The sequence below is a fragment of the Subdoligranulum sp. APC924/74 genome (genome assembly GCF_003324125.1).
Lineage (GTDB): Bacteria > Bacillota > Clostridia > Oscillospirales > Ruminococcaceae > Gemmiger > Gemmiger qucibialis.
Window position 1 is genome coordinate 43992 of sequence record NZ_PSQF01000005.1, and the last position, 17997, is coordinate 61988.

The 17997-nt window shown below is 63.9% G+C and carries 12 protein-coding genes; 11 read left to right on the forward strand and 1 reads right to left on the reverse strand.

The features are described from left to right. Positions 1 to 9: 9 nt before the first annotated feature. On the reverse strand, positions 10 to 939 hold the full coding sequence (locus tag C4885_RS03170) for an AraC family transcriptional regulator (protein WP_158538791.1): 930 nt from the start codon (positions 937 to 939) through the stop codon (positions 10 to 12). 325 nt (positions 940 to 1264) lie between these two features. Here C4885_RS03170 and C4885_RS03175 point away from each other — a divergent pair, with 325 nt between their 5' ends. The 11 genes from C4885_RS03175 to C4885_RS03225 all read left to right on the forward strand — a co-directional run bounded on the left by C4885_RS03175 (position 1265) and on the right by C4885_RS03225 (position 17886). Next, the gene (locus C4885_RS03175; protein ID WP_113998964.1) at positions 1265 to 2314 is read left to right on the forward strand and encodes a glycoside hydrolase family 88 protein; all 1050 of its coding nucleotides are present in this window, start codon (positions 1265 to 1267) and stop codon (positions 2312 to 2314) included. Position 2315: 1 nt separating this feature from the next. After that, entirely contained in the window at positions 2316 to 3950 is a 1635-nt protein-coding gene (locus C4885_RS03180) for a GDSL-type esterase/lipase family protein (RefSeq protein ID WP_113998965.1), read from the forward strand. Between the two features lie 21 nt (positions 3951 to 3971). Then, the gene (gene gnpA, locus C4885_RS03185) at positions 3972 to 6131 is read left to right on the forward strand and encodes a 1,3-beta-galactosyl-N-acetylhexosamine phosphorylase (RefSeq protein WP_113998966.1); all 2160 of its coding nucleotides are present in this window, start codon (positions 3972 to 3974) and stop codon (positions 6129 to 6131) included. A gap of 13 nt (positions 6132 to 6144) precedes the next feature. Next, the gene (locus C4885_RS03190; RefSeq protein ID WP_113998967.1) at positions 6145 to 7605 is read left to right on the forward strand and encodes an alpha-N-arabinofuranosidase; all 1461 of its coding nucleotides are present in this window, start codon (positions 6145 to 6147) and stop codon (positions 7603 to 7605) included. 90 nt (positions 7606 to 7695) lie between these two features. Continuing rightward, entirely contained in the window at positions 7696 to 8514 is an 819-nt protein-coding gene (locus tag C4885_RS03195) for an MBL fold metallo-hydrolase (RefSeq protein WP_113998968.1), read from the forward strand. Positions 8515 to 8967: 453 nt separating this feature from the next. Then, a complete protein-coding gene (locus C4885_RS03200; RefSeq protein ID WP_242979463.1) occupies positions 8968 to 9975 on the forward strand; it encodes a sugar ABC transporter permease in 1008 nt (335 codons plus the stop codon). Between the two features lie 18 nt (positions 9976 to 9993). After that, complete coding sequence (locus tag C4885_RS03205) at positions 9994 to 10932, forward strand: carbohydrate ABC transporter permease (RefSeq protein WP_113998969.1); 939 nt, start codon at positions 9994 to 9996, stop codon at positions 10930 to 10932. A gap of 61 nt (positions 10933 to 10993) precedes the next feature. Then, positions 10994 to 12583: an extracellular solute-binding protein gene (locus C4885_RS03210; RefSeq protein WP_113998970.1), complete on the forward strand. Its 1590-nt coding sequence runs from the start codon at positions 10994 to 10996 to the stop codon at positions 12581 to 12583. Positions 12584 to 12721: 138 nt separating this feature from the next. Then, positions 12722 to 15877 (forward strand): GDSL-type esterase/lipase family protein, encoded by a 3156-nt coding sequence (locus C4885_RS03215; RefSeq protein ID WP_113998971.1) that lies wholly within the window; start codon positions 12722 to 12724, stop codon positions 15875 to 15877. 3 nt (positions 15878 to 15880) lie between these two features. Beyond that, positions 15881 to 17068 carry an oligogalacturonate lyase family protein gene (locus tag C4885_RS03220; protein WP_113998972.1) on the forward strand — a complete coding sequence of 396 codons (1188 nt, stop codon included), beginning with the start codon at positions 15881 to 15883 and terminating at the stop codon, positions 17066 to 17068. A 5-nt stretch (positions 17069 to 17073) separates the two neighbouring features. After that, positions 17074 to 17886, forward strand: a complete 813-nt coding sequence (locus C4885_RS03225) for a polysaccharide deacetylase family protein (protein ID WP_113998973.1) — start codon at positions 17074 to 17076, stop codon at positions 17884 to 17886. The last annotated feature ends 111 nt before the right edge of the window (positions 17887 to 17997 follow it).

The window sequence follows — 17997 nt, forward strand, 5'->3', positions numbered from 1 at the left end:
CTCCCGGACTCAGTCCTTGGGCGGCGTCATCCAGCCGCGGTATTTGAGAATGGAAGTCTTGGGATTGTTGCCGGCCGCACTGCGCCACTGGCTGGGCGTGGTGCCCATCTCGGCCAGGAAATGCCGGTTGAAGCTGGACAGCGACTGGAACCCCACCTGCCCCGAGATGGACAGGATGGAATCCTCACTCATCCGCATCAGCGAACAGGCCTTGAGGATGCGGGTGCGGTTGAGGTGTTCCAGCGGCCCCACCGACAGCAGTTCCCGGAACACCCGCCGGAAATGCGACTGGCTCATGCCGCACAGCCGGGCCAGTGTCTCGATGGGGAAATCCTCCATATAGTGCCGGTTGATGTATTCCAGCGCCGGGGCCACCGGGATCGTCGCGGCCAGCCGGGCACTCTCGCGCCGGGCGGTGATCCGCATCAGCTCAACGCCCAGCGCCACGAACAGCCCCCGCACGCTGATCGCATAGTCCATCTGGCGCTGCTGCATCTCGGCCAGCATGGACCGGACCAGCGACTGCACCGCCGGATATTCCTGCGGCGAAAGGATGTAATAATGCCCCTGCACGGCCTGCTGCAGCAGCTCGCCGTTGGGCAGCGCCTCGGCCGGAAAGAGCGGCCGCACCAGCTCGAACGGGTCCAGATGCAGATAACTCCACTTGCTCGCGGTGCCGGGGTCCGACCAGGTCGTGTGCGGTACATCGCCGGAAATGATCGTCACATCCCCCGCCCGGAAGGCCCGCTGCTCCCCGCGGAACCCCAGGAATCCGCCGTCACTCTCACACAGGCCGATCTCCAGGCAGTTGTGGAAATGCAGCACGCCGGACGGCACGTCCGAGATGCGCCAGTTCTCACCGCTGAGCATCTGGATCGGAAAATCGGCGGGCAGTTCATAGTTGCGGTACTCAATGACGGTGCGCGGCGGCCGGGACATGGCGGATTCTCCTTCCGGATAGAATGGCCCCATTATACGCCCTGTCCGCCGAAAAAACCACCCTTCTTTGCCAAAAACGGCGATTTATGTGCAGTTCATACAAACCAAAAGTGCATAATTTGTGCGAAACGGACAAGTCTGCCCGGAATACATGGAAGAATCGTCCTGAATCATGGAGAAAACGCCCCACGCCCCAATTTATAAATGATCGAAATTGCACAGAAATCGTCTGAAAAGGCCAAGACGATGCCCGGGACGGCGTGCATAATAAAAGCAACTGTCGAAGGAGCCCGCGGGGCCGGATTGCAAAAGGAGAGATGATCAGATGGCAGGATTGATTTTTGACAAAGCACAGATCGAACAGACCATCGACGCCGTGGTGGCGCGCACGATGCGGATGGACATGACCTGGGACTGGCCCTGCGGTGTGGCCTATTACGGCATCTGCGAGGCCTACGAGGTCACCGGCAAGCAGGAGTACCTCAAACTCGTGCAGGACCGTGTGGACGAATACATCGAGCTGGGCCTGCCCGAGTGGACCGTCAACACCTGCTCGATGGGACATTGCCTCATCACGCTGTATGAGCACACCGGCGACGAGCGGTACCTGAACATCGCCAAGAGCAAGGTGGACTATCTGGAAAACAAGGCCCTGCGGTTCGGTGACCGGGTATTGCAGCACACCGTCTCGGTCAACAACGATTTCCCCGAGCAGGCCTGGGCCGACACGCTGTTCATGGCTGCCTTCTTCCTGCTGCGGATGGGCGTGCTGCTCAAGGACGCCGCCCTCATCGACGACGCGCTGAACCAGTATTACTGGCATATCAAATACCTGCAGGACCCGGCCACGGGGCTGTACTATCACGGCTACAACAACCTGACCGGCGATCATATGTCGGGCATCTTCTGGGGCCGCGCCAACGCCTGGGCCGCCTACACGATGTCCCAGGTGGGGCTGCGCCTGCCGGAGTGCTACCTCTATCCCAAATTCCTCGACGTGGTGGGCAGCCTCAACGACCAGCTGGCCGCCCTCAAGCTGCTCCAGACCGAAAACGGCCTGTGGCGCACCATCGTGGACGACCCCGAATCCTACGAGGAGATCAGCGCCTCGGCGGGCATTGCGGCGGCCATGATCGCCAAGGGCAACCCGCTGCACATCAAGTATATCAATAAGTCCATCGGCGGCATCCTGCAGAACATCAGCGAGGATGGCCGGGTGCTCCATGTCTCGGGCGGCACGGCCGTCATGAAGGACCGCGAGGGCTACCGCGGCATCAGCCGTGACTGGATTCAGGGCTGGGGCCAGGGCCTGGCGCTGGCCTTCCTGTCCGGCGTGCTGAACTACGACAAGATGCGCAGTGACGGGGCCCTGTAAGATGCAGACGGTCTTTGATTTCACCGTGCCCGGTTCGGCGGTGTCCTACCGCCGCAGCACCGGAGCCGGATTTGTGGACGCCGCCGCCTTGCAGGATGCCCCGCGGCTGCACACCCCCCAGATGGCCGCCAACTGGCAGCCGATGTGGTGGTACGGCGGCTGGTGCGCGGGCTTTGCGGCCGGGCCCCGGGGTGTTGCGGCCAGCCCCGCCCCCTGCCTGCCCGCCGCCGACCTGGCGGGACGGGAACTGCCGGTCTGGTTCCGGGCCGACCTGCCGGGCGAGGGGACCTATCAGGTTTCGCTGCGGCTGTGCGGCCGGGGCGGACCGGTCCGGGTCTTTGCGGGACGCCGCCGCCTGATGTGGCAGGGCACCCTGACAGAAGGCCAGGTGCGGGAACTGCGCTTCCCGCTCGATGTGACGCCGCTTGTGCCGGACGGCGAGACACAGCCCGCCCTCAATGCGGCGGCCGATCTGGCCGTGACGGGGGCAGACCTGCAGGCGGTGTGCCTGCAGCCCGCTGCGATGCCGCGGGTGTTCCTGATGGGGGACTCCACCGTCACCGACCAGTGCGCGGGCCTGCCCTATGCCCCCGGCTCCAGCTATGCGGGCTGGGGCCAGATGCTCGGCCGGTTCCTGCCGGGGGACTGGTGCGTTTCCAACCATGCCCACTCCGGCCTGACGACCGAGAGTTTTACCGAGGGCGGCCACTGGGCCATTGTCGAACCGCGGCTGCGGGCGGGGGACTTCTGCCTGCTGCAGTTCGGCCACAATGACCAGAAGCTCCCGCATCTCGCTGCCCGGGGCGGCTACACCGAACGGCTGCGCGGCTATCTGCGGGCCATCCGGACCAGGGGCGCACAGCCCGTCCTGGTCACGCCGCTGGCGCGCAACACCTGGACCGCCGACGGCCGGTACAACGACCTGCTGGCCGAATATGCGGCCGCGGTCTTTGATCTGGGCCGGCAGGAACAGGTCCCGGTGATCGACCTGCACGGCTATGCGATGGAAGGCATCTGTGCCGAGGGCCGGGAGCGCTCCAAGCGGTGGTTCTATCCCGGCGACTACACCCACACCAACGATTTCGGCGCCTGCCGCTTTGCAGCCTTTGTGGCCGGGCGGCTCTGCGCGCTGGCGGGGCGTCCGGCTCCGGCCGTTCCGGTCCGCGAACCGTCCGGCCCGATGCTCCCGCTGACGCCGCCCGCTGACGCCGCGCCCACCGGGGAAACACCCTTTGCCGTGTATGAGACGCAGCAGCCCGATGCCCCGCTGACCCGGGCGGACGCGCTGTGCCAGATCACGGCCACGCTCAAACTGTTCCCGGTCAACGGCTATAAAAGCCCCTTTGCCGATGTGGTGGGCCAGGCTCCCTTTGCCGGAGCGGTCCAGAGCGCGGTGCAGAGCGGGCTGATCCCCGAACACTGGACCGCCGACGGCTGCCTGCATCCCGGGCAGTCCGTGACGCTCGCGGAGTTCCTGGAGGTGCTGCGCCCCGGCTATGCGGCCCGGCGGCCGCTGCCCGCCGGGGCCGTCGCCGACCAGGCCGTACAGGCCGGCTGGATTGACGCCGGCGCGGACCTGAACGGGGTCCTGACCCGGGCGCAGGGGGCGGCCATCTGCCGCCGTGTGCAGATTTGAAGGAGAAAGGTTGGAATTGCGATGAAACAAACCAAGAAAGGCGGGTTCACGCTGCCCGGCGAAGCCGGATGCGAGGCGCTGACCCTGGAACTGGCCGACCGCTGGGGCGCCGATGTCATCCGCGACAGCGACGGCACCGAACTGTCCGACGAGATTCTCGATGCCGGCTATTCGATCTACTCGACGATCTGCCTGATCCGGGACCACAACGAGTGGGCCCGCGAACATCCCGACTGCCTGCAGCAGACCTTCCTGACCACCCGGCCCTGCCTGGCAGGGGAGGGGCCGCTGTCGGTCGCGCTGCTCGCGGATTTCTTTGACGAGCAGTTCCGCGTCAATGACGGCGAGACCGCCCGCCGGTACTGGCAGGTCTGGGACCGCACCGAGGGCACGCTGCTGGACGCCGGCGCCTGGCACTGGCAGCCCGGCACCGGCTGCGTCGTCGTGGACCATCCCACGCCCTACCACAGCTATACGGTCAGCTTCCTGGCCTATCGGATCTGGGAAGAGATCTCGATGTACAACCATCTGACCAACCACTGGGACAAGGAACACCTGATGCCCATTGATCCCCGCCGCCCCGAAGCCCGCGCCTTCCTGACCGACTGGCTGCGCAACTGGTGCGAAACCCACCCCCACACGACGGTGGTCCGGTTCACGAGCCTGTTCTACAACTTTGTCTGGATCTGGGGCTCCGACGAGCGCAACCGCAGCCTCTTCACCGACTGGGGCAGCTATGACTTCACGGTGTCGGAGCAGGCGCTGGCGGATTTCGCGGCCGAGTACGGCTACGAGCTCACGGCGGAGGACTTCATCAACAAGGGCAACTTCCAGGTCACCCACCAGCCGCCCACGGCCCACAAGCGGGATTACATGGCGTTCACCCAGCGGTTTGTGGCCTCCTACGGCCGCACGCTGGTGGACCTGGTCCATCAGTACGGCAAAAAGGCCTATGTCTTTTACGACGACAGCTGGATCGGTGTCGAGCCTTACGGCCCCTATTTCCCGTCCATCGGGTTTGACGGCATCATCAAATGCGTGTTCTCGGGCTATGAAGTGCGGATGTGCTCCGGTGTGCCCGCCCAGGTCCATGAACTGCGCCTGCACCCCTACCTCTTCCCGGTGGGGCTGGGCGGTGCGCCGACCTTCACCGAGGGCGGCGATCCCACCCGCGATGCCCGCGCGTACTGGAACCATGTCCGCCGCGCCCTGCTGCGTGCCCCGATTGACCGCATCGGGCTGGGCGGCTACCTGCACCTGGTGAAGGATTTCCCGGATTTTGTCCAGTATATCGCCGATCTGGCCGATGAGTTCCGCGAGGTGCGGGATCTGCACGCCGCCGGCGAGGTCTACACGATGCCGCTGACCGTGGCGGTGCTGCACAGCTGGGGCGGACTGCGCCCCTGGACGCTCTCCGGCCATTTCCATGAAACCTACATGCACGACCTCATCCACATCAACGAGGCGCTCTCCGGCCTGCCGGTCGAGACCCGCTTCCTGAGCTTTGAGGATGTCAAGGCCGGCAAGCTGGAAGGCGTCGATGTGGTCATCAACGCCGGCCGCGCCGGCACGGCCTGGAGCGGCGGCGATGCCTGGCAGGATGCCGCGCTGGTCACGGCGCTCAGCGCCTGGGTGGCCCAGGGCGGCGTGCTGATCGGCGTCAATGAGCCCACCGCCGTGCCGGGCTGGGGAGACTATTTCCGGATGGCCCGCGCCCTCGGCGTGGACGAGGACACCGGCGCCCGTGTCTGTCACGGCCGCTGGCCCGTGCAGGCCGACCTCGTGGAGGGCCTGATCCCCGAGGGCGCCACCCTCTGCACCCGCGACCACCTTTACCTGACGGACGGCGAGACCCGCGTCCTGGCCGAACAGGACGGCTGCCCGGCCATTGCCACCCACACCTTCGGCCGCGGCCGTGGCATATATCTGGCCGGCTTTGCCTACAGCCCCGAAAACGCCCGGATGCTGCTCAACCTGATGCTCTGGGCCACCGGGACCGACAGCAGCCGTGTCCCGTACCTGACCGACAATGCGGCCTGCGAATGTGCCTGGTTCCCGGCTGCCCGCCGCCTTGTGGTCATCAACAACACCGAACAAGCACAGACCACCGTCATCCACACACCGGAGGGCGATGTGCGGGCTGAACTGGCCCCGTTCGCCACCCGGATGATCCAACGCTGAAGGGGGCACCGTCATGTCCTATCTGATTGTCAACGCCGCACGCTCGGCGGGCACGATCCGCAAAACGATCTACGGACAGTTTTCCGAACATCTGGGCCGCTGCATCTACGGCGGTATCGCTGACCAGGACGGCGCGCTGCGCCCCGCCGTCCTGCAGGCGCTGAAAACGCTGCACATCCCGGTGCTGCGCTGGCCGGGCGGCTGCTTTGCCGATACCTACCACTGGCGGGACGGCATCGGCCCCCGCAGCGAGCGCAAGACCATCATCAACACCAACTGGGGCGGCGTGACCGAGAACAACGCCTTCGGCACCCACGAGTTCCTCAGCCTCTGCGAACAGCTCGGCTGCGAAGCCTACCTGTCCGGCAATGTGGGCAGCGGCACCGTGCAGGAGTTCTCCGACTGGGTGGAATACTGCAATATGCCCGGCGTCTCGCCGATGGCGGACCTGCGTCGCCGCAACGGCCGCGAAGCGCCCTTCGGTGTGCGGTACTGGGGCATCGGCAACGAGGCCTGGGGCTGCGGCGGCACGATGCGCGCCGAATACTACGCCGACCTCTGCCGCCAGTATGCGACCTATCTGCGCTCCTACGATGCCGGCCTTGTGCCCTACAAGATCGCCTCGGGCGCCAATGTGGACGACTACCACTGGACCCGCACCGTGGTGGAGCGCGCCGGCCAGTGTATCGACGCCGTCAGCCTGCACTACTACACCGTCCCCGGCCCGGACTGGCAGCACAAGGGCAGCGCCACCGACTTTGACCGCGACGCCTACTACACCACGCTGCACAAGACGCTGCGGATGGAGGAACTGGTGGAAAACCACAGCCGCATTATCCGCCGCTTTGCCAAGGGCCGGCCCATCGGTCTGTGCGTCGACGAGTGGGGCACCTGGTACGATGTCGAGCCGGGAACCAACCCCGGGTTCCTCTACCAGCAGAACACGATGCGGGACGCCCTGGTGGCGGCGGTCAACCTGAACATCTTCAACAACCATTGCGATACCGTCGTCATGGCAAACATCGCGCAGCTCGTCAATGTGCTGCAGGCAATGCTGCTGACCGAGGGCGACAAGGTGGTCCTGACGCCCACCAGCCATGTCTTTGCGATGTACAGCGGGCATCAGGGTGCCCGCCAGCTGGAAAGCTATGCCGAAACCCGGATGCTGCGCCGCGACGAGGAGCAGGTCCCCGAACTGCATGTCTCGGCCAGCGAACAGTCGGACGGCACCGTGCTGGTCACCGCCGCCAACCTCAACGACACCGAGCCCGTGCCGGTCAACTGCCTGCTGGGCGGCATCCATGCCGCCGGCGTCACGGCCCGGGTCCTGGCCGGTGCGCCGTTCGACCACAACACCTTTGACCGCCCCGAGGCTGTCCGTCCGGCGCCGCTTGCCGTCACGCCGACCGAAACCGGCTTCACGGCCGTGCTGCCGCCCTGCAGTGTGGCGGCGTTCACGGTCTGCCAGAAATAACCTCTTTGCTTTTTTGGATGGAACCGCTATAATACAGTCAAACAGACCGGCCGCGGCGAGCTGTCCCGGCCGGGAAGGGAGGTACCATCCATGCGTATTGTGACTTTGATCGAAAATACCCCCGGTGATCCCCGCTGCGCCTGCGAACATGGCCTGAGTCTCTATCTCGAGACCCATGACCACAGGCTGCTGATGGACACCGGCTCCACCGGCGCCTTCGCGGACAACGCGGAGGCGCTCGGCATTGATCTGACCCGCGTCGATACCGTCGTGCTCAGCCACGGCCACTACGACCACGCGGGCGGTCTGCTCCGCTTTGCCGCCCTCAATCCCGGGGCGCCGATCTATCTCCAGGCGGGGGCCGACGGCGATTTCTACCACGGCGACCGCTACATCGGCATCGACAAGGCCATCACGGCGCTGCCCCAGGTCCGCCCGGTCCGGGGCGATCTGCGCATCGACGGGGAGCTCTTTCTGTTCGCGGGCATCACCGGCCGGCGGTTCTGGCCCCAGAGCAATCTCTCACTCCGGGTCCGGCGGGACGGTCAGACCCTGCAGGACGATTTCTCCCACGAGCAGTGCCTGGTGGTCAGCCAGGACGGACACCGGGTGCTGGTGTCGGGCTGCGCCCACAACGGCATCCTGAACATCCTGGACCGCTACCGCGACCTCTTCGGCGGCGACCCCGACGTCGTGATCAGCGGATTCCATATGATGAAGAAACAGCCCTACGACTGCGAGGAACTGGATGTCATCGACGAGACAGCCCGGGAACTCGCGCGGCACAACACGGTCTTTTACACCGGTCACTGCACCGGCCTGCCCGCCTTCGAGCGGATGCAGACCATCCTGGGGGAGCAGCTCCGCCCGCTGCACAGCGGGGTGGAACTGGACCTCGCAACCCGGTAAAACCCCTGGTGCCCGGCTGCCCGGACAGCCGGAAAACGTCCCTTCCGCTCCGCTGTCTGCGGGGCGGTTTCCTTTTGCACATTTTTGAAGATTGTGTGAAATTCCGGGCCGAGAAGAGAATTTGACACTTTAGCGCATTGCATAAATACCGTTGGCGGTTTATATAAAAACTATCCAACTACGCGCAGAAACACTTGACAATATGCACGGGAGTGTTTGGGATTATTTCGCCGGAAATATGAGGATAATTTTGCGTAAATACGCGAAAAATGTAGTCAAAAAGATGAGAGGATTTGATTGTTGAAATACCGAAAAGGGTGCCGTAAAATTTGACTAAAGGCAGCAGGGAGCCGTCCGGACGGGCGGCCCTGCGCAGAGTCCCTCTTCCGCGGCGTCCAAGCCGGCTGCGGCGGTGCGGAAACAGCAGGGAACAACAAAAAGGAGGAACCCTCAATGGCGAAAACACTGACGGCAGGTAAAGCGGCCGGTGCTCGGACCAAGCAGGACAAACGCGCTTATGCGCAGCTCGGGCACAACACCTGGCGCAAAGCGTTCATGCAGCATTACTGGCTGTACATTCTGATGATCCCGGGCATCCTGTACATGCTCATTTTCAACTACACGCCGATGGCAGGCCTGGTCATGGCGTTCGAGGACTTCAGCCCCTACAATGGCGACACCGCCATCCAGGCGCTGTTCGGCAGCCCCTTCGCCGGACTGAAGTACTTTGAAAAACTCTTCACCGGCCCGGATTTCTGGCGTCTGCTGCGCAACACGCTGGCAATCTCGCTGGCCAACCTGATCTTCGCCTTCCCGGCGCCGATCATCCTCGCACTGCTGCTCAACGAGCTGCGCTGCAAATGGTTCAAGCGCTTTTCCCAGACGCTGGTGTATATCCCGCACTTCGTCTCCATCGTGATTGTGGCGGCGCTGACCTATCAGCTCTTCTCCACCACCGACGGTGTCGCCTATCATATGCTGGTCCAGGTGTTCGGCAAACAGAACGCCCCCGACATCATGTCCGATCCCAAGCTCTTCTCGACGATGATCGTCGGTCAGAACCTCTGGAAAGAGACCGGTTACGGCACGATCATCTACCTCGCGGCCCTCTCCAGCGTCGATACCCAGCTGTATGAAGCCGCCAAGATCGACGGCGCCGGCCGCTGGCAGCTGATGTGGCACGTCACGCTGCCCGCCATCCGCGGCACCATCATCCTGATGCTCATCATGAAGGTCGGCTCGCTGCTGAACACCGGCTACGAACAGATCTTCCTGATGCAGAACGCCATGAACCGCTCGGTCTCCGACGTGTTCGACACCTACATCTACACCAAAGGCATCGTCAACGGACAGTATTCCCTTGCCACGGCTGCCGGCCTGTTCAAGTCCATCGTCAGTATGGTCATGGTCGTCGGCGCGAACAAGATCGCCAAGCTGTTCGGTGAATCCGGCCTGTACTAAGCGCAAGGAGGTACTGTCATGTCTGGCATCATCCATCAGAAACAGGACCCCAACGCCATCCGTGCGACGGGTACCCTGGAAAAGCGCTCGCCGGGCGATCAGGCGGTGCAGGTGCTGTTCTATGTTCTGATTGCACTCATTGCTCTGCTCTGTGTGCTGCCCTTTATCTACGTCATCGCCGGTTCCTTCGCCACCGAGCAGGAACTGACCGAGCGCCCCTTCTTCCTGATTCCTCACGAATTCTCCCTCAATGCGTACTCCTACATCCTCAAGGACGGCTCGGTTTTCCGCGGCCTCAAGAACTCCTTCCTGGTCACCATCGTGGGTACGCTGATCAACATGTTCGTATCCTGCACGCTGGCCTACCCGCTTTCGCGCAGCTATCTCAAGGGCCGCAACGGCTTCATCAACATGGTCATCGTGACCATGCTGTTCTCCGGCGGCATGGTGCCCAGCTACATCCTGGTCATGAACATCCTGGACCTCGGCAACACCTTCTGGGCCCTGTGGCTGCCCGGTGCCATGAGCGCATTCAATATGATCATCATCAAGAACTACTTCCAGGGACTGCCCAACGAACTGGAGGAGGCCGCCATCATCGACGGTTCCAATGACCTGATCACCTTTGTGCGCATCATCCTGCCGCTGTCCACCCCCGTGCTGGCATCCGTCGCGCTGTTCTACGCGGTCGGTCACTGGAACTCCTACTTCAACGCCATGATGTACATCAACGACCCCGACATGGAACTGATGACCATCGTGCTGCGCCGCATGGTGTTCCTGACCAACAAGATCACTCAGGACAGCACCTTCGACTGGGGCGCTGCCGGTATGCCGCCCGCCAAATCCATCAAGATGGCCACCACCGTCGTGGCCACGGTCCCGATGCTCTGCATTTACCCCTTCGTTCAGAAGTACTTCACCCAGGGCATCATGGTCGGCTCCGTGAAGGGCTGATCCCCGTTATCCGGTTTCATCACGCAGTCTGCGTGTTATAAAAAAAGGAGGAAAACAACTCATGAAAAAGCAAATCGCCCTGACCCTGAGCGTCGCGATGGCCGTCACTGCCCTGGCCGGTTGCGGCGGTTCCGGCAGCTCGTCCTCTTCCAGCGCCGCTTCGGCTACCGCCGAGGGCGCCTCGGAATCCAGCGGCCGCCCGACCATCACCTTTATGATCCCCACCTTCTACGGCACCGAGTTCGCCAACGACAACTCCGACAAGGTCATCCAGGCCTACGAGGATTACACCAACACCACCGTCGAATGGCGTCTTGAGGCCAACGATACCTACAAGGACAAGTTCGGCCTGACCCTGATGGACAAGGACAACATGCCGATGATCCTGACCGCTTCCGGCGCGCTGGATGCCAACATCGTCGACGCCGCCAAGAAGGGCGCGTTCTGGGATCTGAGCAGCTACCTGCAGGACAGCGAGAGCTACCCCAACCTGAGCCAGGCCAACGAGAACGTTCTGAAGGGCCTGACCGTTGACGGACAGATCATCGGCATCCCCCGTACCCGTGCCATCGGCCGCTACGGCCTGGCCTACCGCACCGACTGGGCGGAAGCCGTGGGCATCACCGAGCCTCCCAAGACCATCGAGGATGTCTACAACATGCTCTACGCCTTCACCTACGATGACCCGGACGGCAACGGCGTGGACGACACCTACGGCCTCGAGCTGTGCAAGTACACCGGACCTCTGGACGTGATCCAGACCTGGTTCGGCTGCGGCAACGAGTGGGTCGAGCAGGACGGCAAACTGGTCCCGGTCCATCAGACGGCCGAGTACAAGGAAGCCCTGCAGTGGATGCGCAAGATCTATGAGGACGGTCTGGTCCGTCCCGACTGGGCAACCGTCGACACCTCCACCTGGGAGGACGGCTGCAAGAAGGGCGAAGCCGGCTGCTTCCTGGACACCATGGACGGTGCCAAGCGTATCTGGAACTACTTCACCAGCAACAACGTAGCGAGCGTTGTGGATCCCTCCACCACCGCCACGATGACGATGGTCGGACCCATCGCCAAGGATGCCAACAGTGAGCCCCGCACCCTGGCCACCAGCGGCTACAACGGCTTCTACCTGATCACCAAGTCTGGCGCCAAGACCGAGGAAGATCTGAAGAACTGCCTGACCTTCCTGGACAAGATGAACGACGATCCGATGCTCGAACTGGCCGACTACGGCATCGAGGGCATCAGCTATGACCTGAACGAGAACGGCAATGTCGTCCTGAACCCCGATTACGACGCTTCTCAGACCCCCAACTGCGGCCTGAACCAGGCTGTCGCCTACATCCCCAACATGTCCAGCGTGTCTCATCCGCTCGAGAAGGCCGAGAGCCAGATCGAGTCCGAGGCCTGCCAGGAAGTCAACGAGAAGTACGCCGTCTTTAACCCCGCGCTCGGCTACCTCGCCAACTCTGCCACCAACGCCGAAGTCGGCACCGATATCGAGCAGATCATCGACGACGCCCGCACCCAGTACATCTGCGGCCAGATCGACGACGCCGGCCTGGATGACGCTGCCCAGCAGTGGCTGGATCGCGGCGGTGCCCAGCTGGTTGAGGAAGTCAACGAGCTCTACGCTGCTGATACCAACAAGTAATTTCATTCCTATCTGAATCAGGCCGCGCCCCTGCGGCATCGGCCGGAAAGGCACCGCGGATGCACTCTCGCGGTGCCTTTTTTGTCGGCCGCAGCGCGGCATTCTTTTACAAAAACGCACAGAAAGGCGGATCTTTCGATGAACCTCACACTTTTGGCCCAGGATGCCCGCTCGACCACCGTGGGCTGGCAGCCGGTCCCCGGGGCTGCCTGCTATGCTCTGGAATGGTCCGACCGGATGTCCGACACCGTCCGCTTCCGCACGGCCGGCCAGACCCGGGACTGCCGGTTCCGGTTTGTCCGCTCGACGCATATCCCGTATTATCTGCGGCTGCGGGCCCTGGACGAGGCCGGCTCCACGCTGGAACTCAGCCCGGTGCTGACCACCCCGCTGGCCCGGGTGCTGTATCCCCAGCTCGAAGCGCTGGACCGCGGCCTGGTCGCGGTGGCAACCTCCGCCGGTGTGTTCCTGAGCTGGCGGCTGCTGCGCTCCGAGGTGGACGGCTACTCCGCCACCGGCCTGACCGGCGCGGATTTTGTCGTGTACAAGAACGGCGTGCGCCTTGCCGATGTGACGGACAGCACCAACTACCTGGACCCCGACGGCACGGCCGGGGACCTCTATGCCGTGGCGCCGGTGTATGCCGGGCACAAGGGCACCGCCTGCAATCCCGTCAGTGTCTGGGCGGACGGCTACTATGACCTGCCGCTCCACAGACCGGAAGGCGGCGTCACCCCCGACGGCAAACCCTTTGTCTACCATGCCAACGATATGAGCGTCGGCGATGTGGACGGCGACGGCCAGATGGAATTCTTTGTCAAATGGGACCCCGACAACTCGCAGGATGTCTCCATCAAGGGCTATACCGGCCGCTGCCTGATTGACTGCTGCAAGCTGGACGGCACGCTGCTCTGGCGGCTGGATATGGGCCCCAACATCCGCGCCGGCGCCCACTACACCCAGTTCATGGTCTATGACTTTGACGGGGACGGCCGCGCCGAGATGGCGGTCAAGACCGCGCCCGGCACCCGGATGACCCGCTATGCGCCGGACGGCACGGTGCTGTGGCAGCGCTACATCACGATGCCCCGCAGCGACCTGGAAGCCGGGTATTCCCACAGCGACAACTATGTCTGCTCGGCCGAGGACTACCGGCTGCACCTGGCCGACGTCTTTGCCGGCTGGCGGGATCATCCCGAGGTCCGGTCCGGCCGCTGGCCCGACACGCTGGAAGCCTGTTTCGGCATCCCGCAGCGGTACGACTACCCGCTGAGCCGCCAGGACGCCGAGGCGATGGCGGACTATTTCATCCGGGAATACGCCCCCTCCCGCAGCGAGCGCAACCATCTGGAAAAGTTCGAGGGCTTCATCTATTCCGGCCCCGAGTACCTGACGATGTTCGGCGGCGACGGCCGCGAACTCGAGACCATTCCCTTCAAGTTCGGCCGCGTGGACGACGGCCTGCTGTGGGGCGACTACGCGCTGCCCCGCATCGAGCCCTGCAACCGGGTGGACCGGTTCAACTCCGGCGTGGCCTACCTGGACGGCGAGCATCCCAGCCTGATTGTCTGCCGCGGCTACTATACCCGCGCCACCCTCGTGGCCTACGATTTCCGTGACGGCCATTTCTCGGAGCGGTGGAGCGTCGATTCCGGCTTTGTGCCGATGGATAACCCCTTCCGGGATGCGGGCTGTCACCTGGCGCGGGGCAGCGATCCGGTGTTCGGGGCGCTGGCCGGCCAGGGCAACCACAGCATTTCCACCGGCGATGTGGACGGCGACGGCTGCATGGAGATTGTCTGCGGCGCCGCGGTCATCGACCATGACGGCAGCCTGCTGTATTCCAGCGAAGGAACGCTGCCCGACGGCACCCCGGCCAAGTTCGGCCACGGCGATGCCATGCACCTGGCCGACATCGACCCCGACAGCCCGGGCCTTGACCTCTTCAATGTCTTTGAGGGGGCCGAAAATGCGCCCTACGGCTGGGCACTGCGGGATGCCGAGACCGGTGCAGTCCGGTTCGGCGAGTACGCCGAGGAAGATCTGGGCCGCTGCATGATCGGCAAGATCGACCCCGCCACCCGCGGCCTGCAGGTCTGGGTCAAGGAGGTCTACGACTGCCGCGGCAACCGCCTGCCCCTCGAAACGCCCGGCACCAACATGAAGATCTACTGGGCGGGGGACCTCTCCACCCAGGTCACCGACGGCCGGGATTATCTGCACGGCCCCAAGTGCGGCGCGGTCAACGACCTGACCCACGGCACGATGCTGATGCCCAGCGGCACCGCCACCAACAACGGCACCAAGGGCAACCCCTGCCTGGTGGCCGACATCTTCGGCGATTTCCGCGAGGAACTGCTGCTCCGCCTGGAGGATGATTCGGCAATCCGCATCTACACCTCCACCGACCTGACCCACCACAAGCTCTTCACCCTGCTGCATGACCCGCAGTACCGCTGCGGCGTGGCCTGGCAGAACAACTGCTACAACCAGCCGGGGTACCCCTCCTTCTACTATGCAAGCGATATGGACTTTGCCAACGTCCTGCCCCAGCTCCGGGCCAGGCCGACGGTCTATCTGGCCGCGGACTCGACGGTTCAGAGCTACACCGAGGCCGAAGCCCCCCAGACCGGCTGGGGCCAGCAGCTCTGGCGCTGCCTGCGCGGCGCCAACCTCTGCCGGGTGGATACCCGTCCCGGCTGCCCCTTCCCCCAGGAGCGCCGCTACCATCTGCCCGACCTGACGATCGACAACTGTGCGATGGCCGGCCGCAGCAGCCGTTCCTTCCGGGAGGAGGGACGCCTGGCGGATATTGAGGCCTCGCTGCGGCCCGGGGACTACCTGGTGGTCCAGTTCGGCCACAACGATGCCTACCGCGAAAAGGCCGAGCGCTATGTGGCGCCCGAGGCGTTTGGCGCCTCGCTGCAGCCCTACCTCGACGCGGCCCGGCGCCACGGCGCAACCTGCATTTTTGTCTCTCCGGTGGCGATGCGCATCTTCGATGAGAACGGTGTCTGCCACCCGAGCTTCCCCGAATACCGCGAGGCGATGGCCCGGTTTGCCCGGCAGGCCGGCGCGGTCTGGCTGGACCTGGGCGCCGCCACGGCGGCCGCGGTCACGGCCACCGGCGCCGAACACGCCAAATCCCTCTACCTGTGGCACGGCGACAAGCACGACGACGCCCACCTGCAGCAGGCCGGCGCCCTGCGTTTTGCCCGCGCCTTTGCCCGTCTGGTGCTGCAAAGCACCGATCCCCGCCTGGATGTTCTGAAAGCTGCCTTTGAGGAGGAATAAACAATGGCTATCGGAGATCTGCTTCATCAAACGCCCGTCACAACGCCCGATCCCTACACCGGCTGCCCGGTCACCCGGCTCACGCCGCCCGACCACACCAGCCATCATATGTACTTTTATAACCGCATGGTCACCTCGGACAGTTCCCGGCTGCTCTACTGTGCCGAGATCAACGGCCGGCGCAACCTCTACCTGATGGAACTGGCCACCGGCGATGCCGTCCAGCTGACCGAGGGTGACGCCCTCGACGATTACGGCGCGATGATCTCGGCGGATGACAAGTCCGTCTACTACCAGCAGGACCGCAAGGTCTGGAAGCTGGACCTGGCCACTCTGCAGCGCACCTGCCTGTATGCCGCGCCGGACGGCTGGGACTGCGGCAACTGGGGCATGAGCGATGACAACCGCTATCTCGTCATGACCGAGACCCGCCGCGACACGCTGCCCGACCTGACCGGCAAGAAGGGCTGGGAATTCTTCCCGCTGACCTGCGCCGCCAAGCCGCTGTGCCATATCGTCTATCTGGACACCCAGACCGGCGAACACCACATCGTCGTGGAGGACCGCTGCTGGTTCGGCCATGCGCAGCTGCGCCCCGGCGATCCCGACACCATCCTGTTCTGCCACGAGGGCCCCTACGACATGATCGACGCCCGTCTGTGGCTGATCCAGAGCGACGGCAGCCGGTACCGCTGTGCCCGGCCCCAGCCCAAGGATGTCATCATCACCCACGAGTTCTGGATGCCCACCGGCGACCGTCTGGCCTACGTCTACCGCAAGGCGGACGACGGCAGCACCGAGACCATCCGGATGATGCGCCCCGAAACCCTCGAGGAGGAGCTCTTCATGCCCTGCCTGCCCTATGCGCACTTCATCTGTGACCGGCAGCGGCGCTGGTTCGTCGGCGACTGCCAGGGCCAGGAAACGCCCATCCATCTGCAGACCGGCGAGGGCCGCGGCCAGGAAGTCCGCAACGACTTCATCTATCTGGTGGACATTGCCCGCAAGAAGGAGATCCCGCTGTGCTACCACGGCACCAGCTGGACGACCATCCACGGCACCCCGCAGGACGCCCACCCGCATCCCTGCTTCACGCCGGACGGCAGCGGGGTGGTGTTCACCTCCGACCGGGAAGGCAAACCCTGCGTGTATCTTGCCAAAACCGCGGGCGCTGCGGCGAAAGGAGAATGACAATCATGGAATGGCCCAAACTGAAGAATATCTACATCTGTTTCCCCGGCGGACGCCACAAGGTCCTGACAATGAGCTTTGATGACGGCCGGGTGGAGGACCGCCGCCTGGTGGAGCTGTTCAACCGCTACGGCGTGCGGGGCACCTTCAACCTCAATGCCGGGCTGCTGCTGGATGACCGCGTTCCGCCCAGCGAGTGGCGGGACCTGTACCGCGGTCACGAGGTCGCCTGCCACACCTGCCTGCATCCCACGATCGCCCGCAGCCCGCTGGATCAGGTGGCCCGCCAGATTCTGGAGGACCGCCAGGGGCTGGAATCCGTCATGGGATACCCGGTGCGGGGGCTGGCCTACCCCAACGGCAGCTGGACGCCCGAGATCGCGGCGATGCTGCCCTCGCTGGGCATCCGGTACGCCCGCGTCGTCGGCGACACCCACGACTTTGCGATTCCCAATGATTTCATGACCTGGAAATCCACCTGCCACCATACCCATCAGCTGCTGGAGGACGGAAAACGGTTTGCGGCGCTGTTCAAGACCCAGTATCTGTACATGATGTATGTGTGGGGACACAGCTTTGAATTTACCTGCGAGGCCGACTGGGAGCAGATGGAACGGTTCTGCGATCTGGTGGCGGGCCGCGAAGATACCTGGTATGCGACCAATATCGAGATTGTGGACTATCTGGAAGACGCCCGCCGTCTGCAGTTCACCGTTGCGGCGGACATCGTTCACAACCCGGCGGCCCGGTCCATCTGGATCGAGGTGGACGGCGACCGGATCGAAATTCCCGGCGGCGCCACGGTGCAGCTTTCATGAGGGGGAGACTTGATTTTCCCCGGGCAAACTCGTATGATCTAGGGATGGGACCGCGAAAGCTGCCGCGGTTCCTTCGCCGGACTGCCCGCGGCGGCAGGGCGTCCGGCCGGA